The sequence below is a fragment of the Amycolatopsis sp. NPDC049252 genome (assembly GCF_043197175.1).
Classification (GTDB): Bacteria; Actinomycetota; Actinomycetes; order Mycobacteriales; family Pseudonocardiaceae; genus Amycolatopsis.
This window is the reverse complement of the sequence record NZ_JBICSQ010000082.1, coordinates 12,728-34,748: the sequence shown is the minus strand read 5'-3', so window position 1 is coordinate 34,748 and position 22,021 is coordinate 12,728. Positions and strand designations below refer to the sequence as shown.

Below are 22,021 nucleotides of genomic sequence, written 5' to 3'. Positions count from 1 at the left end.
GCCCTTGGCCAGGCGATACCGCTGATCGGCGTTGTCCGCGGCGTCGCCCACCGCCCGCTCGATCGCGCTCGACCCCTTGGTCGGCGTGGTGAGTGAACTCATGACTTACGCTCCCAAAAGGCCGGACCGATGGCCTCGATGAAGTCGCCTCGCGCGATCAAGTATCCCTCTTCGTCCACTGTGATCGGTAGTTGGGCCAGCGGACGGGTTGCCGGGCCGAAAATCGGCTTGGCGTAGTGGAGGGCGTCGAACTGCGACTGGTGGCACGGGCACAGGATGCGGTTGGTCCGCTGCTCGTACAGGGAGGTCGGGCAGCCGACGTGGCTGCAGATCTTCGTGTACGCGTACAGGTCGCCGAAGTTGAAGTCCTCCTGGCCGGACCGCTTGACCACCTTGGCGGCGTCGGTCGGGCGCAGGCGGATCAGCATGACCGGGTTGTCGACCCGGGTCAGGGCGGCGGCCAGCAGCTCCGGCTTGTCCTTCTCGGAGTCGCGGTACGGGAAGACCGTCTCCATCGCGCCGGCGTCGAGGTCCTCGGCCTTGACCAGGCTGACCTCCTGGCCCTCTTCCAGCGGCTTGCCGGTGTTGCGGCGCAGGTAGACCTTCTCGCCGGGGAAGTTCGGCTGCCAGCCGGTGTGCCAGAGGGAGTCGCGGCCCTCGGTGTCCTTCCACGGGTTCTTGATGAAGGACGCGAGCGGCAGCGCGGCGGCCGCGAGGCCCAGCGTGCCGGCACCCGCGATGGCCGAGCGCTTGATCAGCGAGCGGCGGGCGATGGTGCTGCGGCTCCCGGCGTCGGCCAGGTGCGCGAGGATCGTGGCGCGGTCGACCTCGGCCGACCCCTTGCCGTCACCGTCGTGGCGCTCCTGCACCGAGACCTCGGCGGGCACGAACTTCTTCGTGTACAGGATCACGCCGATGCCCAGGCCGAGGATGGCCAGGCCGAGCGTGAGCCCCAGCATCGGGGTGTACAGGCTGTACCAGAAGTGGCCGCTCTCGTTGTCCGGCGCCTCGTACTGCCACGGCCACCAGATCAGGGAGACGACGAACGCCAGCCCGGCCACCGCGGACAGCGCGAACCAGAACGCGACCAGGCGCTCGGCGCGCTTCTCCGCCCGGGTGCCCTCCACGGGCCACGGGGTCGGGTACTCGGCGATCTCGACACCGTCGAGCTGACCGCCCAGCTTGAGCAGCTGGTCGCGGTCCATCTCCGCCAGCTCCGCCTCCGTCGGCGGCTTAGGCCCCTCGGCACTCATGCCTTCGATCCAATCCACAACGTCACGCCGATCAGCGCGGCGATCCCGACGATGAAGGCGATGACGCCCTCGGAAGCGGGGCCGACCCCGCCGAGGCCGTTACCACCCGGGTCATTGTTGCCGTCGGACACCGACTTCACGTAGGCGACGATGTCCTTCTTCTCCTCGGGCGAAAGCTGCCGGTCGGAGAACTTCGGCATGTTCTGGGGGCCGGTGAGCATCGCGGTGTAGATCTGCTCTTCGCTGGCCGGGTCCAGGTTCGGCGCGTACTTGCCCGCCGACAGCGCGCCGCCGCGGCCGGTGAAGTTGTGGCACGAGGCGCAGTTCAGGCGGAACAGCTCGCCACCGCGGGCCGGGTCGCTGCCGCGCAGGGCCGCGCCCTTCTCGGCGGGACGCTGCGCGCCGCCGCCGTGCGCCTGGATGAAGGCGCCGACCGCGTCGATCTCGGCCTCGCTCAGCTTCGGCGGCTTGCGCTCGACCTGCGCCTCCTGGCGCGCGGCGGGCATGCGGCCCGAAGAGGTCTGGAAGTACACGGCGGCGTCACCGATGCCGATGAGGCTCGGGCCGCGGTCCTGCACGCCCTCGAGGTTCGCGCCGTGGCACGCGATGCAGGTGTTGTTGTAGACCTGCTCGCCGAGGCGCAGCTGCGCCGGCGTGCCCTGGGCCTGCGCGGTCTGCGGCTCGGGGGCGAACACGGCGTACAGGGCGCCGGCGCCCACCAGCGCGATACCGAGCGCGAGCAGGCCGGCGAACCGCCTCCGCAGCTTCGACCGCGCGCGGTAGCGGCGCTCCGAGGACTTGGTGCTGGTGGTCATCTTGCGGCAACCCTTGCTGTCAGTTCAGGCCGATGGAGAAGGTGGTGGCGGCTGGCGGTGCGGGCCTCACGGCAGGAGGTAGATCACACCGAACAGGCCGACCCACACGATGTCGACGAAGTGCCAGTAGTAGGACACGACGATCGCCGACGTGGCCTGGGCGGGCGTGAACTTGCTCAGCTTGGTGCGGATGAGCAGGTACACGAAGGCGATGAGCCCGCCGATGACGTGCAGGCCGTGGAACCCGGTGGCGAGGTAGAAGACCGTGCCGAACGGGCCGGACGGGATCGTCATCCCCTCTTCCACCAGGTTGTGGTACTCGTTGGCCTGGCCGCCGACGAAGATCGCGCCCATGATCAACGTGATGATGTACCAGCGGCGCAGCCCGTAGACGTCACCGCGCTCGGCGGCGAACACGCCGAACTGGCAGGTCAGCGAGGACAGCACCAGGATCACCGTGAACGGGATCGCGTACGCCACGTTGAGATGGAACGGTTCGTCGTGCAGCGGTGGTGGCCACGCGCCGGTGGAGTTCTGCGCCTTGACGGTGAAGAACATCGCGAAGAGTCCGGCGAAGAACATCAGTTCGCTGGACAGCCACACGATGGTGCCGACACTGACCATGTTCGGCCGGTTCAGCGAGTGAACCCGCTGACTGATGGTGGGAGCTGCCGTTGTCACGCATCGCATTATGTCCTCCCGCACCGCCGTCCCGCCGGGTGGGTCCACGGCAAGTCGCGTGCGGAACCGATCACACCCCTGCCGCGGAAAGGTGAGAGCTACTCATGGGTTTACTCGACCGGCTGCGTGACCTGGTCAAGAAGGGCGAAACCGCTGTTCTGACGCCTGATACGCCCGGGTTGAAGATCGTCGCCGAGGCCTTCGACCCGGCCGTCGCGGACTCCGCCGTGCTCGCCGGTTCACCCGCCTGGGTCAGTACGGCACCGGCCGTTCTGCGGCACCACCTGCTGCTCCCGCCGGGCCGGCTGGCCGAGGCGGGGTTGGTCCTCGCCCAGGACGGCTACGAGCTGCGAGAGGAGTCACCCGACGGGGGCCGGACGCGGGTGCTCGCGGTCCGCGTCCAGGTGCTCGACGCGCTCCACTGCGCCCAGGAACGGTCCCGGATGGCGGGCCTGGCGCAGCGGCTGGGCGGTGACGCGCTGGGCTGGGACGCGCTCCAGCCGGAGGTGCCCGCGTGATGTCGGTCTCGGCCGATACGATCGGTGCGAGTAGAGCCGGGTAGAGCTTTGACAACGACGGAGGCGTGCTCAATATGGCCGAGCGGGCGATGCGGGTCCTGGTGTTCAGCCACAAGGCGGAGGTGCGCGAGGCGATCGTGAACGCGGTCGGCCGGCGGCCCGCCGCCGACGTGGGCCGCGTGGAGTACGTCGAGGCGGCCGGCATCGCGGACGTGCTGTCCGAGGTGGACGCCGGGCACGTCGACCTGGCGATCCTCGACGGCGAGGCGCAGCCCACCGGCGGCATCGGGCTGTGCCGCCAGCTGAAGGCGGAGATCACCGCCTGCCCGCCCATCGTGGTGGCCGTGCGGCGGCGGGACGACCGGTGGCTGGCCACCTGGTCGCAGGCGGACGCCGTGCTGGTGCACCCGCTGGACCCGCTGACCGCCGCGGAGACCGTCGCCGACGTGCTGCGCGCGCGACGGGTCCCCGTCGTGAACGGCTGAGCCCGGTGACCACTCCGGTCCCCCGCACCTGGCCACCCCTGCTCAAGCAGCTCATCGCGCGGGTCGACCTGTCCGAGGACGACACGGCGTGGGCGATGGACCAGATCATGAGCGGCGCGGCGAGCCCGGCCCGGATCGCCGGGTTCGCGGTGGCGTTGCGCGCCAAGGGCGAGACGCCCGCGGAGATCGCGGGCATGGCCGCGACGATGCTGGCGCACGCGCGCCGCGTCGAGCTGGACCGGCCGGCCGTCGACATCGTCGGCACCGGCGGTGACGGCTCGAACTCGGTGAACATCTCGACGATGGCGACGATCGTCACCGCGGCGGCGGGCGCGCCGGTGGCCAAGCACGGCAACCGCAGCGCGTCGTCGAAGTCCGGGGCGGCCGACGTGCTGGAGACCCTCGGCGTGCGGATCAGCCTGCCGCCGGAGGACGTCCAGCGCAGCCTCACCGAGGTCGGCGTCGGGTTCTTCCTGGCGTCGGCGTTCCACCCGGCGCTGCGCCACGCGGGCCCGGTGCGGTCCGAGCTGGGCGTGCCGACGACGTTCAACCTGCTGGGTCCGCTGACCAACCCGGCCCAGCCGGGCAGCGCCCTGATCGGCTGCGCCTACCAGGACAAGACCCGGGTGCTGGCCGAGGTCTTCGCCCGGCGCGGCACGAGGGCCCTGGTGGTCCGCGGCGACGACGGCCTCGACGAGATCACCACCACGACGACGTCGACGGTCTGGGTGGTCGCCGACGGCGAGGTCACCGAGCGCACCTTCGACCCGGCCGCGGTGGGCATCCCCCGGGCGACGGCGGAGGACCTGCGCGGCGGCGACGCGGCGGCGAACGCGGAAGTGGTCCGCGAACTGGTGGGCGGCAAGCCGGGCCCGGTCCGCGACGCGGTCCTGATCAACGCGGCCGCGGCCCTGGCGGCCTTCACGGGCTTCTCAGCGTCCCTGGAAGACGACCTGCGAGCGGGCCTGGTGCGAGCGGCCGAGGCGATCGATTCGGGGGCGGCAGCGGCCCTGCTGGACCGCTGGATCGCGTTCCAGTAGCCGGCGGGACCCTCGCCGGGCGCGCCCCCACCCTCCTCAGGGGGGCGTGCCCTTGTCCAGTCTATCGGTGGTGGGCGCGCGAAACCGCCGGTCGCGGAATCTGTGGACAACCGGATCCGATGTGGACAACTCCGCGCTTGCGGCGGCCGCGGGCTTGACAGCCGCCGCGGATTCTCGAGTGAGGTCGGGCTGCCTTCGATGGAGTTTTCGGGACGTTGGACGGTCCCGACGACCACCAGCCGGAGAGGTCGAGGCGGCTACCGGAAACCTCGCCGGAGCGCCCGAGGCCGGCGTCAGCCGCGGAAGGTCGTGCGGTACGAGGACGGGCTTGTGCCCCGCAACCGGGTGAACTGGTGCCGCAGGGCCGCCGCCGAGGCGTAGCCGCACGCCACCGCGATGTCCTCCACCGACAGCCGGCCCTCCTCCAGCAGGGCCTGGGCGCGGTCCAGGCGGCGCTCCGTCAGCCAGCGGTGCGGTGTCGTGCCCGTCGCGGCCGAAAACCGCCGCAGGAACGTCCGCTCCCCCAGGCCGCTGCGGCGGGCCAGCTCCGCCACCGTGAACGGCTGGTCCAGCCGCCGCTCCACCCACTCCAGCGCTTCGGCCACCACCGAGTCGTCCGGCAGGGACGGGACCGGCGCCTGGACGAACTGGGCCTGGCCGCCCGCCCGGAAGGGCGCCGCCACCATGCGGCGGGCCAGCGTCGTCGCCGCCGTGACACCGCGCAGCCTGCGGACCAGGTGCAGGCACAGGTCCACCGCCGCGACCGTGCCCGCGCTGGTCAGGATGCCGTCGTCGTCGGCGTACAACGCCTGCGGATCCACGAGCGCCGTCGGGAACTTCTGCCGGAACTCCGCTTCGTACACCCAGTGGACGGTGCAGCGGCGGCCGTCGAGCAGGCCCGCGTACCCCAGCGTGAACACGCCCGCGCAGAACCCCGCCACCCACGCGCCCCGCGCGGCCGCGTCGCGCAGGACGTCCAGCACCGGCGAAGGTGGCGGCGCCGTCCGAGGCGCGCACGTGGGCACGATCAGCAGGTCCGCCGACGCCGCGAAGTCCAGGTCGGCCAGCCCGGACAGCCCGAACCCCGACCAGCTGGCGATCGGCGCGCCGCCCGGCGAGCAGACGGCGAAGTCCCAGCCCTCGATGCCGTCGGCGCTGCGGTCGGTGCCGAACACCTCGCACGCGACCCCCAGCTCGAACGGCGAAACGTGGTCGGCGAGCACCACCGCGACCCGGTTGACGTCCATCGGCCGAGTGTGTCACAAGTTTTGCGGCCGTTGTCATCTCTGACACTGGTCGTGGGTGACATCCGGGACGAACCTGGTCCGCATGATGAATTCGGAAACCCGCCCGCTGCTCCAGTGGTCCGCGGCGATGGCGATGTCCGGGACGATCGGCGCGGTCGTCCTCGAAAGCGGGGCCGCCGCGCCGGCCGTGGCCTTCGCCCGCTGCTTCGTCGGCGGGACGCTGCTCGTGCTCTGGTGCCTCGCGCGCGGCTGGCTGCAGGCCTGGCGGCCGACGCACCGCGACCTCGGCCTCGCCGTGCTGGGCGGGCTCTTCCTGGTCGGGAACTGGGTGCTGCTGTTCGCTTCCTACGCGCTGTCGTCGATCTCGGTCAGCACGGTCGTCTACCACACCCAGCCGCTGATCCTGGTCGGCCTGGCGGCGGCGTTCCTCGGGGAGAAGTTCGCGAAGAGCACGCTGGTCCGGGCCGGGATCGCGTTCGGCGGTGTGGCGCTCATCTCGCTGTCCGCCCACGGCGAGGACGGCAAGCCGGTGCAGCTCGCGGGGATCGGCCTCGCGCTCGGCGCGGCCGTGCTCTACGCCGGCGCGTCCTTCGTCGCGAAGCAGCTGAAGCACATCCGCCCGCACCTGCTCGCGGCCGTGCAGACCACGGTGGGCGCGCTGGTGCTGGCGCCCGTGCTGCTGGTCACACCGTTGCCGTCGACGACGTCGGGGCTGCTCTGGCTGGTGCTGCTCGGCACGGTGCACACCGCGCTGATGTACGTGCTGATCTACGCCAGCATCGGCAAGCTGCCCACGACGACGGTGGCGCTGCTGTCCTACGTCTACCCGGTGGTCGCCGTGCTGGTCGACATCGCCTTCTACGGCCACCGCCCGACCTGGCCGGAGGCCGTGGGCATGCTCGCGGTGCTGGCCGCCGCGATGGCACCCCGGCGTGCGAAAACCGGCCGCCCCGCTGTCGAGCAGCGTGACGGCCGGTCAGCAGAGCCCGAGGTCAGTCGTGGGACGGACCCGTGTGGTACTCGAACACCAGCCCGCCGATCGTGATGAGCAGCGCGACCAGCGCGATCACCAGGAGCCAGATGTGGAAGAACGCCAGTGCGAGGGCGGCGAGGGCGGCGGTGGCCGCCATGCTGACCGGCCAGTAGCTGCCCGGGCTGAAGAAGCCCAGCTCACCGGCACCGTCGCTGATCTCGGCGTCCTCGCGGTCCTCCGGGCGCGGTTCGATGCGGCGGGCGACGAACTGCATGTAGCTGCCCGCCAGGAACGCGAGGCCGCCGGTGAGGAACAACGCCACGATGCCGACCGGCTCCGCGTGCTTGTCGAACGTCAGCAACGCGGTCATCACCCAGTACACGGCCGCCATGACCACGGCGAAGATCGCCACGATGAAGAAAATCCGCGCTTCGACCTTCATGGGTCTTTCCTACTCCTGTTGTCGCTCAGAGTCAGTTCGACGCGGTTCGCGCCGTGCGGTCGGTGTTGAACGGCTGCGTGGTCACCGCGTGCGGGGTGCACAGCACGCCGCAGTTCATCTTCGCCAGCGCCTCGGACGCGGTGAACGACTGGCCGGTCGCCGGGTTCACCTGCTTGCGCAGCGCGATGTACTGGTCGAACTTGTCCGCCGACAGGGCGCGGACCTCGAAGTTCATCACCGAGTGGTAGGTGCCGCACAGCTCCGCGCATCGGCCGACGAAGGAGCCTTCGCGGTCGATGGTGTTCTGGAAGGAGCTGTCCTGGTTGTTCTTGTCCGGGTTCGGCATGACGTCCCGCTTGAAGTGGAACTCCGGGACCCAGAACGAGTGGATGACGTCCGTGGAGAGCAGGTCGTACTGGATGACCTTGCCGACCGGGAGCACCAGCAGCGGGATCTCACCCGAAGAGCCGACCGTGCTGACCTGCTGGCCGTCGGGCTTCTTCGCGGTGTCGTTCTCGTACCGGAACTCCCAGTTCCACTGGAAGGCGACGACCTGGACCTTGACGTCCGGGTTCGGGATCTTGTCCAGGACCTTCGACTCCGTCGTCGCGGTGAAGAAGAACAGGACGACGACCATGATCGTCGGGACGACGACCGTGAACAGCTCGAGCGGGATGTTGTACTGGAACTGCCGGGGCAGCTCCTCCGGCTCGCCGTCGACGGTCTTCTTCTTGCGGTGGAACGTCGCGGTCCAGAAGATCAGGGCCCACACGATGGCGCCGACGACCAGCGCCGCGACCACGGTCCAGGTCCAGAGGTTGCGCATCTGGTCGGCCTGCTGCGTGACGCCCACCGGCCAGCCGAACCGGAGGATCTCGTCGCCGGAGCAGCCCGTCGCGGTCAGCGCGACCAGCACGGCCAGCGCGGCAACGCGCACGGTCCGCCTACCCGGGGTGCGCTCGGGTTTTCCCACTGCGCCTCGCCCTTTCACCCAGAGCCTCCTACGACCGATCTTTGTGACAGGGCGGAGCCTAGCCGAGTTGGCGTGGTCCGCTGACCAAGGGGTAACCATCGACGCGCGTGGTACGCGCCACGGCGCGCCCGGCATACTGGGCGCTCCCCAGCCCCGCGAAGACCCCTGAAGGTGTGTGAGTACCCGTGTGCGGCCTGCTTGGACTGATCTGCGCGACCGAGACCGGTGCGGCGAACGCGCGTGACGCCGTCGGCGCGGCCATGCGCTGCCAGCGCCACCGCGGCCCCGACGAGCAGGACACGTGGGCCGACGCCGAGGTCGTCTACGGCTTCAACCGGCTCGCCTTCATCGACGTCGAGCACTCCCACCAGCCCCTGGTCTGGGGGCCGCCGGAGGCGCCCGGCCGGTACACGATGAACTTCAACGGCGAGATCTACAACTACCTCGAGCTGCGGGCCGAGCTGGCCGAGAAGTTCGGGGCGAAGTTCGAGACCGAGGGTGACGGCGAGGCGATCGTCGCCGGCTACCACTACCTGGGCGCCGAGTGGGTCGAGCGGCTGCGCGGGATGTTCGCCTTCATGATCTGGGACTCGCAGGAGAAGCGGGTCTTCGGCGCGCGCGACCCGTTCGGGATCAAGCCGCTGTTCTACTCGGCCGGCCCCGGCGGCGTGGCGTTCTCCAGCGAGAAGAAGAGCCTCCTGGAGCTGTCGGACACCCTCGGTGTCCCGCAGGAGCTGGACCGCAAGGCCCTGCAGCACTACCTGGTCCTGCAGTACGTGCCCGAGCCCGAGTCGCTGCACACCGCGATCCGCCGCGTCGAGTCCGGGACGTCGTTCGAGGTGGTCCCCGGCGGTGAGGTGAAGTTCACCCGCTACTTCCACCCGCAGTTCGCCACGAAGCCGGTCAACGGCCCCGCCGAGGCCGAGGCGCTGTACGAGCGCATCGCCGACGTGATGCGCGACTCGGTCGGCAAGCACATGATCTCCGACCCGGACGTCACGGTCGGCGCGTTCCTCTCCGGCGGCATCGACTCCACGGCCACCGCCACCCTGGCCAAGGAGCACAACCCGAACCTGATCGCCTTCACCACCGGGTTCGAGCGCGAGGGGTACTCCGAGGTCGACGTCGCCGCCGAGTCGGCCGCCGCGATCGGCGTGAAGCACGTGGTCCGCACGGTGTCGGCGGACGAGATGATGGAGGCCCTGCCGCTCATCGTCTGGTACCTCGACGACCCGGTGGCCGACCCGGCGCTCGTGCCGCTGTGGTTCATCGCGCGCGAGGCCCGCAAGCACGTCAAGGCGGTCCTTTCGGGTGAAGGCGCCGACGAGCTGTTCGGCGGCTACACGATCTACAACGAGCCGATCTCGCTGGCGCCGTTCGAGAGGATCCCGGGCGGCATGCGGAAGCTGATCGGCAAGGTCTCCACGAAGATCCCCGAAGGCACCCGCGGCAAGGACCTGCTGCGCCGCGGCGCGCTGCCGCTGGAGGACCGCTACTACGGCAACGCCCGCAACTTCCGCGACGACCAGCTGCGCCAGGTGCTGAAGACCTACCAGGAGGGCGTCGGCTTCAAGGACGTCACGGCGCCCTGGTACGACGTCTCGCGCGGCTGGGACCCGGTGGCCCGGATGCAGCACGTCGACCTCTACACCTGGCTGCGCGGCGACATCCTCGTCAAGGCGGACAAGGTGACCATGGCGAACTCTCTCGAGCTGCGGGTGCCGTTCCTGGACGCCGAGGTGTTCAAGGTCGCCGCGTCCATTCCGCTGGACCAGAAACTCGCCCACAACACGACGAAGTACGCGCTGCGCCAGGCCCTGGCGAAGATCATCCCGGCGCACGTGCTGAACCGCCGCAAGCTCGGCTTCCCGGTGCCGATCCGGCTGTGGCTGCGCAACGAGATGTACGACTGGGCCAAGGGCATCATCAGCGACTCGAAGACCGAGGAGCTGCTGGACAAGAAGGCCATCCTGGCGCTGCTCGAGGAGCACAAGGCGGGCCAGCTGGACCGCAGCCGCCAGCTGTGGGCGCTGATCGTGTTCATGCTGTGGCACGGCATCTTCGTGGAGCACCGCATCAAGCCGGAGATCCCCGAGCCGGTGTACCCGGTCAAGCTCTGACCGTCCATTGTAGACAGTGAGTGTCCCGCGCGCGGGACACTCCGCCCGCCGTGGGGGGGGCCCCCCACCCCCCGCGCCCGCGGGCGGCGCCCCACACAACCCGACCCGGGACGCCCCCACGGCCCCCCCCACCACCCCCCGGCCGGTGAGGGGGCCTTCGCACGTCACGACGTCCCGGGTCAGGCCGGCAGGACCACCGAGATCTCCTCGGCGGCGTCCGGCCCGAAGGCCTCGCCGATGCGGGCGAGCGCGTCGGCGCGGTCGAACGTCCACTCCTGGGTGCCCACGGTCTCCAGCACCAGCACCGCGATGAGCGAGCCGAGCTGGGCGGCGCGCTCGACGCCGAGGCCGCCGTCGAGACCGGCCAGGAAACCCGCGCGGAAGCCGTCGCCGACGCCCGTCGGGTCGGCCTTGGCGCGCTCGGGCACCGCGCCGATCTGCAGGGCGACGCCGTCCTTGCCGACGATCTCGACGCCCTTCTCCCCCAGCGTCGTGATGCGGACGCCGACCTGGTCGAGAACGTCGGCCTCGGTCCAGCCGGTCTTCTGGAGCAGCAGCTCCCACTCGTAGTCGTTGCTGAACAGGTACTTCGCGCCGGCGACGAACGTCCGCGCCTGCTCCCCGGTCATCCGGGCCAGCTGCTGCGACGGGTCGACGGCGAAGGTGTAGCCGCGCTGGCGGCACTCCTCCGCGTGGCGGACCATGCCCTCCGGGTCGTCCGGGCTGATGAGCACCAGGCTCAGCTCGCCGGCACGCTCGGCGATCGGGGCCAGCTCGATGTTGCGGGACTCGGCCATCGCGCCCGCGTAGAACGTCGCGATCTGGCAGAGATCCTGGTCCGTCGTGCAGACGAACCGCGCGGTGTGCGCGGTCTCGGAGACGTGCACCCCCGAGGTGTCGACGCCGTGGCGCTCCAGCCAGGAGCGGTAGTCGGCGAAGTCGGCGCCGACCGCGCCCACCAGCACCGGCTCGACGCCCAGCACGCCGAGGCCGAACGCGATGTTCGCGCCGATCCCGCCGCGCCGCACCACGAGGTCGTCGGCGAGGAAGCTCAGCGACACCCGGTGGAGTTGCTCGGCGACCAGCTGTTCGGCGAACCTTCCCGGGAAGTGCATGAGGTGGTCGGTTGCGATACTGCCGGACACTGCGATCCTGGCCCTGTCTGCCACCGGCTGCTCCTTTGTGGTCGACCTCACGGCAAACGGCGCGAAGTTACCCCCGGGTCATGCCCCATCCGGGTTGTTCGCGCGCACCACCCGACACTACCGGCTGGTACTCCTTCACCAGTCGAGCCGCGATCAATAGCGTTACGAATCGTGAACGCCGTCACCGAACCCGAGACCCTGTCCGAGCTGATCGCCGACTGCGCCCTCATCCCGACGACGCTCCGCGCCGACAACGTTCCGTTGCCGCGCGTGACCGCGCCGCCGTGGCAGGTCGACGAGGCGTGCCACGCCCAGGTCGCGGAGCTCGACGCGTACGTCTGACCCGCCCGGCGCGGCAGCCCCGAAACCCGGCAGCAACGAAGAAGGCCCCGTCCTCCGTTCGGAGGCGGGGCCTTCTCGCGTCGTGCTCAGGCTCGGCGCGCGGGACTCAGTGGAACGAGTCGCCGCAGGCGCAGGAGCCGGTCGCGTTCGGGTTGTCGATCGTGAAGCCCTGCTTCTCGATCGTGTCCACGAAGTCGATGACGGCTTCCGAAACGTACGGCGCGCTCATCCGGTCCACGGCGACCTTGAGGCCGTCGAAGTCCCGGAAGAGGTCGCCGTCGAGCGTGCGCTCGTCGAAGAACAGCTGGTAGCGCAGGCCCGCGCAGCCACCGGGCTGGACGGCGATGCGCAGGTGCATGTCGTCGCGGCCCTCCTGGTCGAGCAGGGCCTTCGCCTTGGCAGCCGCGGTGTCGGTCAGCGTGACGCCGTGGGTCTCCTCGGCGGTCTCGGCCTGCGTCGCGCCGGCGTGCTCAGCGGTCGTCATGGCACTCCTCATAGGTTCGAACTCACTGCGGATACTCCTGGTGCCCTACGTCCAACACCCGGCGCGTCCGATCTGTTCCCCCTCCATGGTCGCACATCGATCGACCTGGTGAACGGCGGCGTGACGCCTGCAATACCCTGGTGAGGTGAGGTTCCTGCGCCGAAGCACCACAGACACCGCCGCCGACGAGCCGGCCACGACCGAAGCCGTCGACGTCGGCGGCAAGTCGTTCACGCCCGGTAAGGGCAAGGCCACGCCGAAGCGGCGGGAGGCGGAGGCGAAGCGCCGCGGTCCGGTCGCGCCACCGCCGACCACGATGCGTGAGGCGATGAAGCGCAACAAGGAGCTGCGCAAGGCGAACCCGCAGAGCAAGGAGGACCGCCGCTCCGAGGCGAAGGTCCGCCGCGAGCGCATGATGGCGGGCGACGACAAGTACCTGCTGCCGCGCGACCGCGGGCCGGTCAAGGCGTACGTCCGCGACCTGGTCGACAGCCGGCGCAACCTGCTCGGCCTGTTCATGCCGCTGGCGATCCTGGTGTTCCTCGCGCTGCTGGTGCCGCTGCCCCAGGTCCAGTCGTACATCACGCTGCTGTGCACGGCGCTGCTGCTGGTGATGGCCATCGAGGGCTTCGTGAACGGCCGCAAGATCGCCCGGCTGGTGCGCGAGCGCTACCCGAAGGAGACGGTGAACGGCCGTTCGGTGGGCTGGTACGCCTTCGTCCGCGCCTCCCAGATCCGGCGCCTGCGGGTCCCCAAGCCCCGGCTGAAGCCGGGCGACCCGATCCCGAACTGAGCGGTTTTCGAGAAGCCGGGTGAGACGCGTCTCACCCGGCTTTTTGCTGCCCTCGGCACGTCGCGCTCACTCGTTGGTTTGGGTGGAGACGCGTTGTGGTCGTCGGCCATGACACGAGGTGTTCCGCCTGGCCGTCGCGCTCACACGGGGTGGTGCAGGTCATCCGGGGCCGGGACACCACAGCACCAAGGCCGGCGTGAGCCGGAGTCACTCCAGGTCGTTAGCAAAGCAAACGATTACCGCCTAGGGTGGGCGCATGGAGTTTCGTCGTCTCGGCCGCAGCGGCCTCAACGTCAGTGAGATCTCGTACGGGAACTGGCTCACCCACGGTTCCCAGGTCGAGGAGGACCAGGCCCACGCCTGCATCAAAGCCGCGCTCGACGCCGGCATCACCACCTTCGACACCGCCGACGTCTACGCGAACACCGCCGCGGAGTCGGTGCTCGGGCGCGGTCTGAGGGGGCAGCGGCGGGAGAGCCTGGAGATCTTCACCAAGGTCTTCTGGCCGACCGGCCCCAAGGGCCCCAACGACAAGGGCTTGTCCCGCAAGCACATCATGGAGTCGGCGAACGCGTCGCTGCAGCGGCTCGGCACCGACTACGTCGACCTCTACCAGGCGCACCGGTTCGACCGGAGCGTGCCGCTGGAAGAGACCATGCTCGCCTTCGCCGACCTGGTCCGCCAGGGCAAGGTGCTCTACGTCGGCGTCTCGGAGTGGACCGGCGAGCAGATCAGCCGGGGCGCGGCGCTGGCCCGCGAACTGAAGGTGCCGTTCGTGTCGAACCAGCCGCAGTACAACATGCTCTGGCGCGTCATCGAGGACCAGGTCATCCCCGCCTCCGAGCGCGAGGGCCTCAGCCAGATCGTCTGGTCGCCGATCGCGCAGGGCGTGCTGACCGGCAAGTACAAGCCGGGGGCGGCGTTCCCCGAGGGCTCGCGCGCCACCGACGAGAAGGGCGGCGCCAACATGGTCCGCCGCTTCCTCGACGACGAGGTCCTCAAGCGCGTCGCCGAGCTCGAGCCGCTGGCCAAGCAGGCTGGCTTGTCGATGGCGCAGCTGGCCGTCGCGTGGGTGCTGCAGAACCCGAACGTCGCCTCGGCGATCATCGGCGCCTCGCGCCCGGAGCAGGTCGTGGACAACGTCCAGGCCGCGGGCAAGAAGCTCGACGCCGACCTGCTCACCGCCATCGACGACGTCCTCGGCGACGTCGTCGAGCGCGACGCGAGCCTCACCAAGAGCCCCTGACGTCCAAAGCCGTGAATGTCGCATTGAGGGACTCTGAGTCCCTCAATGCGACATTCACGGACTTCAGTCCTGGTTGATCCGGGCCTGGTAGGGCACGTGACCGTCCAGGTCCAGGCCGTCCTCCGGGGAGACGCGCGGTTCGACGCCGAAGCCGCGCAACAAGCGGCTCGCTCCGGCCAGCCGGTCGCCGCCGCGGCCCGGGAGCCGCTCGGGGGTGAACCCGCGCTCGGCCAGCAGGCTCTCGACGTCGTCGATCAGCCGGTACGGGTCGTAGCCGCGCGGCTCACCCACGGGGCCAGGTCTTCCCGGTGATCCGCTCGTAGACCTCGGTGTAGCGCTGCCGCGTCTGCTCCACGATGTCCGCCGGGATCTCCGGGCCGGGCGGGGTCTGGTCCCAGCCGGTGCTGCGCGACCAGTCGCGCACGAACTGCTTGTCGAAGGCGTGCTGCGGGCGGCCCGGCTCCCACTCGTCGGCGGGCCAGAAGCGCGACGAGTCCGACGTCAGGACCTCGTCGCCCAGGGTCAGCGTGCCCTCGGCGTCGAACCCGAACTCCAGCTTGGTGTCGGCGATGATGACGCCCTGCTTCGCGGCGTGTTCCGCGCCCTTCGTGTAGATCTCCAGCGTCAGCTCGCGAAGCCGCTTCGCGGTGTCTTCGCCGATCTCGTTCAGCACCTCGTCGAAGGTCATGAACTCGTCGTGACCGGTGTCGGAGATCTTCGTCGTCGGCGTGAAGATCGGCTCGGGCAGCTTGTCGCCCTCGACCAGCCCCGGCGGCAGCGGGACGCCGGAGATCTTGCCGTCACGCTGGTACTCCCGCAGGCCCAGCCCGGCGAGGTAGCCACGTGCGATGCACTCGACCTGGACCATCTTCAGCGGCTTGCAGCGCATCGCCCGGCCGGCGAACTCCGCCGGGACGTCGGTCGCGGAGACGACGTGGTTCGGGACGACGTCGGACATCCGGTCGAACCACCACGCGGACAGCTGGTTGAGCAGCTTGCCCTTGTCCGGGATCGGCGTCGGGAGCGAGACGTCGTAGACCGACACGCGATCGGTGGCGACCAGCAGGAGGTCGCCGTCGAGCTCGTACAGGTCACGGACCTTGCCCGCGTGGATGTGCTTCATTCGCCGTCCTCAGTCGTGTACTCGTGGAAAACCCAGTGGTCGGGCAGCGCGGCGGACTCACCGTATTCCACGACCGTCCCGTCGGCCGCGAGGAAGGTGCTCCGGCCGAACAGCACCGGCGACCCGGCGGGCAGCCCCAGCTCGGCCGCCTCCACCTCGTCCGCCAGGCCCGCCGCGTGCCGTTCCTGCGTGACCGCGATCCTCGTGCCGAGCCGCACGGCCGCGTAGACCGACGTGCCCTCGAGGATCCGCTCGGGCACCAGCAGCGCCGGCGCCTTGGCCGACAGCGCGCCGTCGAACCACGAGGTCGACGTCGACAGCGGCCGCGAGTCCGGCCCGTAGGTGGTGCGCCGCCGCCGGATGGCCGGGGCGCCCGCCTCCAGGCCCAGCGCGCCCGCCGCCCGCTCGGTGACGGGTTCGAGGCCGGCCGACCGGATCACGGCGTAGTGGCCGGGCGGATAGATCTTGCCGGTCCGCGACGACGCGACGGTGCGGTCGAGCGCACTGCGGTGCAGCCCGCCGCGGTCGACGACCGTGCCGACCCCGCGCACCGGGCGCACGAGGCCCTGCGAGCGGAGGGTGGCCAGCACCTTGGTGGCCGTCGCCATCGCGACGGTCCAGGTACGCGCTATCTCGCGGGCGGACGGCACCGTGTCGCCCTCCTGCAACCGGCCGGACAGGATGTCGTCACGGATCCGGCCCGCGATCTGCAGGTACGGCGGCTCAGGACGGTCGAGGGTGGGCAAGGCGGCTCCTCACGAGGACTACGCACAAGTGTTCTAGCACGCCAGGGGGTCTCCCTCAAAGCCCTGCTCAGAACCACCCAGGTGTACTAGTACACGCGCTGGACTGCGCTCTAGTACGCAAGTTACCCTCGAAAGTGTGTCCCCGCCCACATCCCACACCGGATCAGGCGGCCCGGACCTCGAGGAACTGCTCGAGGAGCTCCGGCGCCGCAAATGGGTGCTGCACCTGTTCGGCGGCCGTGAGGCGCCGGAGATCTACGCGGCGGTCTTCCAGTGGCAGACCTGCGCGGACGTGGTCGTCATCCGGGACGAACACCGGGCCAGCGCCTACCGGGTGCCGACCTTCCCGGGTACCGACGTGTTCAGCCCGCGGGTGGTGACGTGGCAGTACCACGCCACCCCGGTCTGGACGCTGCGGGCGGCACTGACGCTGGCGGAGCCGGGCACCCCCGGCGCGCCGCTGCAGGCACTCCGGCCACAGCCGGGGTGCCACATCCCGATGGAGCTCCGCGCGGACGTGACGATCCGGCCGACCGGCACGGGCTGCGGCTTCGACGAGGAGAAAGGGGACGACGGCGGGCCGCCGGCGTGTGCCTAGCGGGCGAGCAGCCGCTCCGCGACGACCAGGTCGTGGGGGTAGGTGATCTTCAGGTTCTCGGGCGCCCCGGGGACCCACCGGATCGGCAGGGAGGAGAACCGCTCCATGCAGGACGAAGTGTCCGTACCCACGAAACCTTCCCGTTCGGCCTGTTCGTAGGCCTCGAGCAGCGGTCCGGCCCGGAAGCCCTGAGGCGTCTGGACGCGGATCGCGCCGGGCACCTGGGCGACCAGGTGCCCGGCATCCACCTCGACGACGTCGTCCGCGGCGAGGCCCGGCACAGCCCCCCCGTCCTCGCGTGTCCGGGCCAGCACCGCACCGACCAGTTCGGGGTGGACCAGCGGCCGGGCCGCGTCGTGCAGCAGCACGGCGTCGACCCGGCCGCCTGTTATGCGCGGGGCGAGGTGGCGCAGCGCGTTCAGCTCGGACGCCTGCCGGGTGTCCCCGCCGTGCACGACCTCGACTTCGTCGTCGAGGCCGGCCAAGACCTCTTGGGCCAGTTCCGTGTCCTGCGGCCGGATCACGAGCACCAGCACGCCGATCCCGGGGACGCGGGCGAAGGCGTCGAGCGACCAGGCGAGCACCCGCCGCCCGGCGAGCGGCAGGTAGACCTTGTTCACCTTCGCGCCGACGCGGGTGCCCGCGCCGCTGGCCAGCACCACCGCGGCCGCAGTCTTCTCCACGAGCGGCGAGACTACTGGGAGTGGCGGATCCCGGCCCACGCGGCGACCGGGCACGGCCCCCGGCCCGGTAGGTTGGGCTCCAGCGTTGCCACGCAAGAGGAAGGGCCTGGTGTGGAGCCGGACGACATCGAGTTCCCCGAGATCACCCCGCCCGACGAGCACGCCCGCTCCGCGGCGATCGCGCTCCACGACAAGCTGGTCAAGCCCGCCGGTTCGCTCGGCAGGCTCGAAGAGCTGGGCGTCTGGATCGCGGCCTGCCAGGGCCAGTCGCCGCCGCGGCCGTTCACCCGGCCGCGCGTCGTCGTCTTCGCCGGGGACCACGGCATCGCCGCCAAGGGCGTCTCGGCCTATCCCGCCGAGGTCACCTCGCAGCTGCTGGGCACGATGCTGACCGGCGGCGCCGTGATCAACGTGCTGGCCGCCGCCGCGGGCGCGAGCGTCCGCGTGGTCGACATGGCCGTGGACGCCGAGGCCCCGGCGACCCGCTCGATCGGCGAGTTCAAGGTCCGCCGCGGCTCCGGCTCGATCGACGTCGAAGACGCCCTGAGCGCCGACGAGGTCAAGGCCGCCCTGCGCGCCGGGATCACGATCGCCGACGCCGAGGTCGACGGCGGCGCGGACCTGCTCATCCCCGGTGACCTCGGGATCGGCAACAGCACGCCGGCGTCGGTGCTCGTCGCGGCGTTGACCGGCACCGAGCCGGTGGCCGTGGTCGGGCGCGGGTCCGGCATCGACGACGACGCCTGGATGCGCAAGGCCACCGCCGTGCGCGACGCCCTGCGCCGGGCCCGCGTCGTGCTCGCCGACCCGATCGCCCTGCTGCGCACCGCCGCGGGCGCCGACATCGCCGCGATGGCCGGGTTCCTGGCCCAGGCCGCGGTCCGGCGGACGCCGGTGGTGCTGGACGGTCTCGTCGCCTGCGCGGCGGCCCTGGTCGCCGAGGACCTCGCCCCGGGCGCCCGCCGCTGGTGGGTGGCCGGGCAGCGCACGGCCGAGCCGGCGCACGTGCTCGCCCTGGAGCACCTGGACCTGGGCCCGCTGCTGGAGCTGGACGTCCGGCTCGGCGAAGGCACCGGCGCGGTGACGGCGTTGCCGCTGCTGGCGATGGCCGCGCGCGTCCTGGCCGAGACGGCGACGCACGAGCAGGCCGGCGTCTCCGGCCCGCTCATCCCCGCCACCGCCACCTGACCCCGAAAGCCGTGAAGGCCTCCTTACCGGCGCTTATGGCCGGTAAGGAGGCCTTCACGGCACTTGGCGGAACTCAGCCGAGGTCGACCATCCAGTTGTCCGGGTCCGGGCGGGTGCCCTCCTGGATGCCGGTCAGCTCTTCGCGCAGCTTCATCGTCAGGGTGCCCGGCTGCCCGTCGCCGATGGTGAACTCTCCGTTCGCGTGCTTGACGTGCCCGACCGGCGTGATGACCGCCGCCGTGCCGCAGGCGAACGTCTCCGTCAGCTCACCCGAAGCCGCCGCCTTCTCCCACTCCTCGGTGGAGATCCGGCGCTCCTCGACCTTGTGGCCGAGGCGCTCCGCGAGCTGCAGCAGCGACTTGCGGGTGACACCGGGCAGCAGCGAGCCGGTCAGCTCGGGCGTGACGAGCCGGGCGTTCTCGCCGGAGCCGAAGACGAAGAACAGGTTCATCCCGCCCATCTCCTCGACCCAGCGCCGCTCCACCGCGTCGAGCCAGACCACCTGGTCACAGCCCTTCTCGACGGCCTGCGCCTGCGCCACGAACGACGCCGCGTAGTTGCCGGCGCACTTGGCCGCGCCGGTGCCGCCGGGCGCCGCGCGCACGTACTCGGTGGACAGCCAGACGCTCACCGGCTTGATGCCGCCGGAGAAGTACGACCCGGCCGGGGACGCGATGACGGTGTACAGGTAGTCGGCGGCCGGGCTGTTGACGCCGAGGCCGGTGGACGTCGAGATCATGAACGGCCGCAGGTAGAGCGCGTCACCCTGGCGGGTGGGAACCCACCGGTTGTCGACGGCGATCAGCTCGCGCAGCGACTCGAGGAACAGCTCCTCGGGCAGCTGCGGCATGGCGAGCCGCTCGGCCGACTGCCGGAAGCGCACGGCGTTGGCGTCCGGGCGGAACGACGCGATCTCACCGCCCGGCTGGCGGTAGGCCTTGAGACCCTCGAAGATGGCCTGGCCGTAGTGCAGCACCGACGTCGCCGGGTCGAGCGTGAACGGGGCGTAGGGGCCGACCTGCGCGTCGTGCCAGCCTTCGCTCTTGGACCACTTCACGGTCACCATGTGATCGGTGAAGTACAGCCCGAAACCGGGGGCGGCGAGTACCTCCGCGACGCGTTCCTGGCTCGCAGGGCTCGAGTGCGGGACAGTGGTGAACTGCGTCGTGATGGTCATGGCCAGAGAATACCCGGTGGTCGGAAGCGCGTTAGTCGGATGTCCATCTGTTTTCCCGACCGGCCTGGCCTCCCGCGTCCCGCCCGTTATGACTCTAGGATGACGCCGTGACCTTTCACTCCACTGAGCCGGTCCCCCGCGCCTCGGGTGCCGGGGCCGGCGTCAAGACGTTCGTCACCGCGGTGCTGCTGACCTTCGGCGTCGGCCTGCTCGGCATGGTCGGCTGGGCCGTGCTCAGCAGCGGCTTCGGCGGCTTCCTCGGCCTCGTCGCGGGCGTCTTCGGCGTCGTGTGGTGGCGGAGCATCCACGACAAGACGGTGTTCCCGCAGGTGATCCCGACGAAGTCCGTCGTGATCCTCGCGGTCGTCAACGCCGTGCTGGCGCTGATCCTGATCCTGACGGCGGGCTGAGCGTCTCCAGCAGCCCCGCGGGCAGCTCCGGCGCCGGCCAGCCCGGGTCCGGGCGGAAGTCGGTGCCCGTCCCGTCGAACGGGTAGGCGCCGCGCTCGGCCAGCGCGCCGATCCGCTCGCCCTCGGCGCGCAGCCGGCCGAGCTGCTCCGGGGTGAGCCGCCCGGCGTCGATCGCCACCTCGGCCTCGTCCTCGTCGTCCCAGCGCCAGGTGCCGTCCCGCTCCACGACGACGTCCAGCACGCCGTCGATCCGGTCGACCGCGCCCGGGCTGCGGCCGAGCGGCACCTCGAGGTTGACGTACCAGTTCGTGAACCGGCCCGCGGCGTCGAAGAACCACCAGACCGACGACCATTCGTCGTCGGCGATCCGGCGCAGGTTCGACGTGCGGTGCCAGAAGTCCGGGACCACGACGCGCGGGATGCGGAACCGCTGCTCCAGGGGCGCGTCCGCCATGTGCCGCCCGTCGGCGAGCCGGCTGCCGACGATCGGGGTGCCCGCCGGGATCCAGCCGAGCAGGACCCGGCCGTCGTCTTCGAGGACGCGCAGCGGGTGGACCTGCCCGATCGAGCCGTCCGGCCGGTGGAACCGCTCGAGCACGGTCTGCCCGGGCCGCCGGCGTCGATCACTCACGTGCCCCACTGTACCGGCGGGCGCGCACGCCCAGTAGCAGTTCGATCACCGTCGCCAGCCCCGCGACGACGAGCACCGGGAGCGCCGGCAGGAAGTACGCGGCCACCGCCGCGACGGCCAGGCCCGCGAGGCCGGGCACACCCGCCCGCGTCCGGACCTCCGCCCCTGCGGCGAGCGCCGGGACCACGGTCGCGAGCACGGCGAACGCGGTGAGCACCGGCTGCAGCGAGTCCGCGTCGGCGGCGGACAGCAGGTCGCGCAGCGACGTCAGCGACAGCCCGAGCCGGACCGCACCGAGCTGGTACAACGCGGCGAAGGCGGCCAGCACCGCGATCCCGCCGAGCAACAGGACCCGCAGCCCCGCGTGTTCGCGACCGCGAGGCCGCAGGAACGGGAGCGTGAGCACCGCCGCGACGAGCACCCCGGCGAAGTCGGGCGGCTGCAGCCCGCCGCCGACGGTCGACACCGGCGTCACCGCCACGCAGAGCGCGACCAGGACCAGACCGGCCGCCAGGAGCACCACGCCCGCGGCCCGTCCGACGAACGTAGGGATCTCGATCCCGGCGAACCCGGCCCCGGCGACCACGACGACGAACACCACCGCGGCGAGTTCGCGGTGCGGCGGGAAGACGTACGCCCCGAAGGCGATCGCGTAGACGGCGATCTCGGCCAGCCGCGCGGCGGCCACGACGACCCGGTCCACCAGGGTGTCCCCCGGTTCCGGCACCCGCGCCGTGCCACCGGCGACGGCCGCCGCCAGCACCAGGCCGGCCAGCAGCCACCAGCCCGCCCCCGCCGCGCCGGCCGCCAGCGCGACCAGCAGCCCGCCACCCAGTCGCACGCCGCCCTCCCTCTCCCTCTGTTCACCCCTGGTCCGCCTGTCATTAGCATGGCTCACGATCCCGACC

The 22,021-nt window shown here is 71.0% G+C and carries 26 protein-coding genes; 11 read left to right on the top strand and 15 right to left on the bottom strand.

Annotated features, from left to right (window positions below):
- Positions 1–98: 98 nt before the first annotated feature.
- The 3 genes from ACGFMK_RS41455 to ACGFMK_RS41445 all read right to left on the bottom strand — a co-directional run bounded on the left by ACGFMK_RS41455 (position 99) and on the right by ACGFMK_RS41445 (position 2,758).
- Complete coding sequence (locus ACGFMK_RS41455; protein ID WP_392775058.1) at positions 99–1,253, bottom strand: ubiquinol-cytochrome c reductase iron-sulfur subunit; 1,155 nt, start codon at positions 1,251–1,253, stop codon at positions 99–101.
- Entirely contained in the window at positions 1,250–2,068 is an 819-nt protein-coding gene (locus ACGFMK_RS41450; RefSeq protein WP_392775056.1) for a c-type cytochrome, read from the bottom strand. The genes ACGFMK_RS41455 and ACGFMK_RS41450 overlap by 4 nt, the downstream gene beginning before the upstream one ends.
- Positions 2,069–2,134: 66 nt before the next feature.
- Positions 2,135–2,758 (bottom strand): heme-copper oxidase subunit III, encoded by a 624-nt coding sequence (locus tag ACGFMK_RS41445; protein WP_392775054.1) that lies wholly within the window; start codon positions 2,756–2,758, stop codon positions 2,135–2,137.
- A 95-nt stretch (positions 2,759–2,853) separates the two neighbouring features.
- Here ACGFMK_RS41445 and ACGFMK_RS41440 point away from each other — a divergent pair, with 95 nt between their 5' ends.
- The 3 genes from ACGFMK_RS41440 to trpD all read left to right on the top strand — a co-directional run bounded on the left by ACGFMK_RS41440 (position 2,854) and on the right by trpD (position 4,792).
- The gene (locus tag ACGFMK_RS41440; RefSeq protein ID WP_392775053.1) at positions 2,854–3,267 is read left to right on the top strand and encodes a hypothetical protein; all 414 of its coding nucleotides are present in this window, start codon (positions 2,854–2,856) and stop codon (positions 3,265–3,267) included.
- Positions 3,268–3,341: 74 nt separating this feature from the next.
- Positions 3,342–3,752, top strand: a complete 411-nt coding sequence (locus ACGFMK_RS41435) for a hypothetical protein (protein WP_392775051.1) — start codon at positions 3,342–3,344, stop codon at positions 3,750–3,752.
- Between the two features lie 5 nt (positions 3,753–3,757).
- Complete coding sequence (gene trpD, locus ACGFMK_RS41430; RefSeq protein ID WP_392775049.1) at positions 3,758–4,792, top strand: anthranilate phosphoribosyltransferase; 1,035 nt, start codon at positions 3,758–3,760, stop codon at positions 4,790–4,792.
- Positions 4,793–5,085: 293 nt separating this feature from the next.
- On the opposite strand, the gene ACGFMK_RS41425 is transcribed toward trpD, so the two are convergent.
- The gene (locus ACGFMK_RS41425) at positions 5,086–6,039 is read right to left on the bottom strand and encodes a GlxA family transcriptional regulator (protein ID WP_392775048.1); all 954 of its coding nucleotides are present in this window, start codon (positions 6,037–6,039) and stop codon (positions 5,086–5,088) included.
- An 82-nt stretch (positions 6,040–6,121) separates the two neighbouring features.
- On the opposite strand from ACGFMK_RS41425, the gene ACGFMK_RS41420 reads away from it, so the two are divergent.
- The gene (locus tag ACGFMK_RS41420; protein WP_392775047.1) at positions 6,122–7,084 is read left to right on the top strand and encodes a DMT family transporter; all 963 of its coding nucleotides are present in this window, start codon (positions 6,122–6,124) and stop codon (positions 7,082–7,084) included.
- On the opposite strand, the gene ACGFMK_RS41415 is transcribed toward ACGFMK_RS41420, so the two are convergent.
- Positions 7,032–7,454 (bottom strand): cytochrome c oxidase subunit 4, encoded by a 423-nt coding sequence (locus tag ACGFMK_RS41415; RefSeq protein ID WP_392775045.1) that lies wholly within the window; start codon positions 7,452–7,454, stop codon positions 7,032–7,034. The genes ACGFMK_RS41420 and ACGFMK_RS41415 overlap by 53 nt on opposite strands.
- 31 nt (positions 7,455–7,485) lie before the next feature.
- Positions 7,486–8,427: a cytochrome c oxidase subunit II gene (locus ACGFMK_RS41410; protein ID WP_392775043.1), complete on the bottom strand. Its 942-nt coding sequence runs from the start codon at positions 8,425–8,427 to the stop codon at positions 7,486–7,488.
- Between the two features lie 185 nt (positions 8,428–8,612).
- Here ACGFMK_RS41410 and asnB point away from each other — a divergent pair, with 185 nt between their 5' ends.
- Positions 8,613–10,547, top strand: coding sequence for an asparagine synthase (glutamine-hydrolyzing) (gene asnB / locus ACGFMK_RS41405; protein ID WP_392775041.1), 1,935 nt, complete (start codon positions 8,613–8,615; stop codon positions 10,545–10,547).
- A gap of 179 nt (positions 10,548–10,726) precedes the next feature.
- On the opposite strand, the gene ACGFMK_RS41400 is transcribed toward asnB, so the two are convergent.
- Positions 10,727–11,716 (bottom strand): carbohydrate kinase family protein, encoded by a 990-nt coding sequence (locus ACGFMK_RS41400; protein ID WP_392775039.1) that lies wholly within the window; start codon positions 11,714–11,716, stop codon positions 10,727–10,729.
- A gap of 147 nt (positions 11,717–11,863) precedes the next feature.
- Here ACGFMK_RS41400 and ACGFMK_RS41395 point away from each other — a divergent pair, with 147 nt between their 5' ends.
- Entirely contained in the window at positions 11,864–12,034 is a 171-nt protein-coding gene (locus ACGFMK_RS41395) for a hypothetical protein (protein ID WP_392775038.1), read from the top strand.
- Positions 12,035–12,140: 106 nt separating this feature from the next.
- Here the strand turns inward: ACGFMK_RS41395 and ACGFMK_RS41390 are convergent, their stop codons facing one another.
- Positions 12,141–12,518, bottom strand: coding sequence for an iron-sulfur cluster assembly accessory protein (locus ACGFMK_RS41390; RefSeq protein ID WP_247062697.1), 378 nt, complete (start codon positions 12,516–12,518; stop codon positions 12,141–12,143).
- A gap of 145 nt (positions 12,519–12,663) precedes the next feature.
- Here ACGFMK_RS41390 and ACGFMK_RS41385 point away from each other — a divergent pair, with 145 nt between their 5' ends.
- Together ACGFMK_RS41385 and ACGFMK_RS41380 are read left to right on the top strand one after the other, a co-directional pair.
- Positions 12,664–13,311: a DUF3043 domain-containing protein gene (locus tag ACGFMK_RS41385; RefSeq protein ID WP_392775036.1), complete on the top strand. Its 648-nt coding sequence runs from the start codon at positions 12,664–12,666 to the stop codon at positions 13,309–13,311.
- A gap of 256 nt (positions 13,312–13,567) precedes the next feature.
- A complete protein-coding gene (locus ACGFMK_RS41380; protein ID WP_392775034.1) occupies positions 13,568–14,557 on the top strand; it encodes an aldo/keto reductase family protein in 990 nt (329 codons plus the stop codon).
- 63 nt (positions 14,558–14,620) lie between these two features.
- On the opposite strand, the gene ACGFMK_RS41375 is transcribed toward ACGFMK_RS41380, so the two are convergent.
- The 3 genes from ACGFMK_RS41375 to ACGFMK_RS41365 are packed head-to-tail and all read right to left on the bottom strand — an operon-like array spanning position 14,621 to position 16,426.
- On the bottom strand, positions 14,621–14,848 hold the full coding sequence (locus ACGFMK_RS41375) for a hypothetical protein (protein WP_323332556.1): 228 nt from the start codon (positions 14,846–14,848) through the stop codon (positions 14,621–14,623).
- A complete protein-coding gene (locus tag ACGFMK_RS41370) occupies positions 14,841–15,680 on the bottom strand; it encodes a phosphoribosylaminoimidazolesuccinocarboxamide synthase (RefSeq protein WP_392775032.1) in 840 nt (279 codons plus the stop codon). Before ACGFMK_RS41370 ends, ACGFMK_RS41375 begins: the two co-directional genes overlap by 8 nt.
- Positions 15,677–16,426: a GntR family transcriptional regulator gene (locus ACGFMK_RS41365; protein WP_392775030.1), complete on the bottom strand. Its 750-nt coding sequence runs from the start codon at positions 16,424–16,426 to the stop codon at positions 15,677–15,679. Before ACGFMK_RS41365 ends, ACGFMK_RS41370 begins: the two co-directional genes overlap by 4 nt.
- Positions 16,427–16,562: 136 nt before the next feature.
- Here ACGFMK_RS41365 and ACGFMK_RS41360 point away from each other — a divergent pair, with 136 nt between their 5' ends.
- Positions 16,563–17,024 (top strand): hypothetical protein, encoded by a 462-nt coding sequence (locus ACGFMK_RS41360; protein WP_392775028.1) that lies wholly within the window; start codon positions 16,563–16,565, stop codon positions 17,022–17,024.
- On the opposite strand, the gene ACGFMK_RS41355 is transcribed toward ACGFMK_RS41360, so the two are convergent.
- Positions 17,021–17,707 (bottom strand): 2-C-methyl-D-erythritol 4-phosphate cytidylyltransferase, encoded by a 687-nt coding sequence (locus ACGFMK_RS41355; protein WP_392775027.1) that lies wholly within the window; start codon positions 17,705–17,707, stop codon positions 17,021–17,023. The genes ACGFMK_RS41360 and ACGFMK_RS41355 overlap by 4 nt on opposite strands.
- A 111-nt stretch (positions 17,708–17,818) precedes the next feature.
- Here ACGFMK_RS41355 and cobT point away from each other — a divergent pair, with 111 nt between their 5' ends.
- Positions 17,819–18,895: a nicotinate-nucleotide--dimethylbenzimidazole phosphoribosyltransferase gene (gene cobT, locus ACGFMK_RS41350; protein ID WP_392775025.1), complete on the top strand. Its 1,077-nt coding sequence runs from the start codon at positions 17,819–17,821 to the stop codon at positions 18,893–18,895.
- 73 nt (positions 18,896–18,968) lie between these two features.
- Here the strand turns inward: cobT and ACGFMK_RS41345 are convergent, their stop codons facing one another.
- Positions 18,969–20,072: a branched-chain amino acid aminotransferase gene (locus ACGFMK_RS41345; protein WP_392775023.1), complete on the bottom strand. Its 1,104-nt coding sequence runs from the start codon at positions 20,070–20,072 to the stop codon at positions 18,969–18,971.
- A 107-nt stretch (positions 20,073–20,179) separates the two neighbouring features.
- Between ACGFMK_RS41345 and ACGFMK_RS41340 the strand changes: the two genes are divergently transcribed.
- Positions 20,180–20,482: a hypothetical protein gene (locus tag ACGFMK_RS41340; RefSeq protein ID WP_392775021.1), complete on the top strand. Its 303-nt coding sequence runs from the start codon at positions 20,180–20,182 to the stop codon at positions 20,480–20,482.
- Here ACGFMK_RS41340 and ACGFMK_RS41335 read toward each other — a convergent pair.
- Entirely contained in the window at positions 20,439–21,113 is a 675-nt protein-coding gene (locus ACGFMK_RS41335) for a DUF402 domain-containing protein (protein ID WP_392775019.1), read from the bottom strand. The genes ACGFMK_RS41340 and ACGFMK_RS41335 overlap by 44 nt on opposite strands.
- Positions 21,106–21,954, bottom strand: a complete 849-nt coding sequence (locus ACGFMK_RS41330; protein ID WP_392775017.1) for a hypothetical protein — start codon at positions 21,952–21,954, stop codon at positions 21,106–21,108. Before ACGFMK_RS41330 ends, ACGFMK_RS41335 begins: the two co-directional genes overlap by 8 nt.
- Positions 21,955–22,021 lie beyond the last annotated feature (67 nt).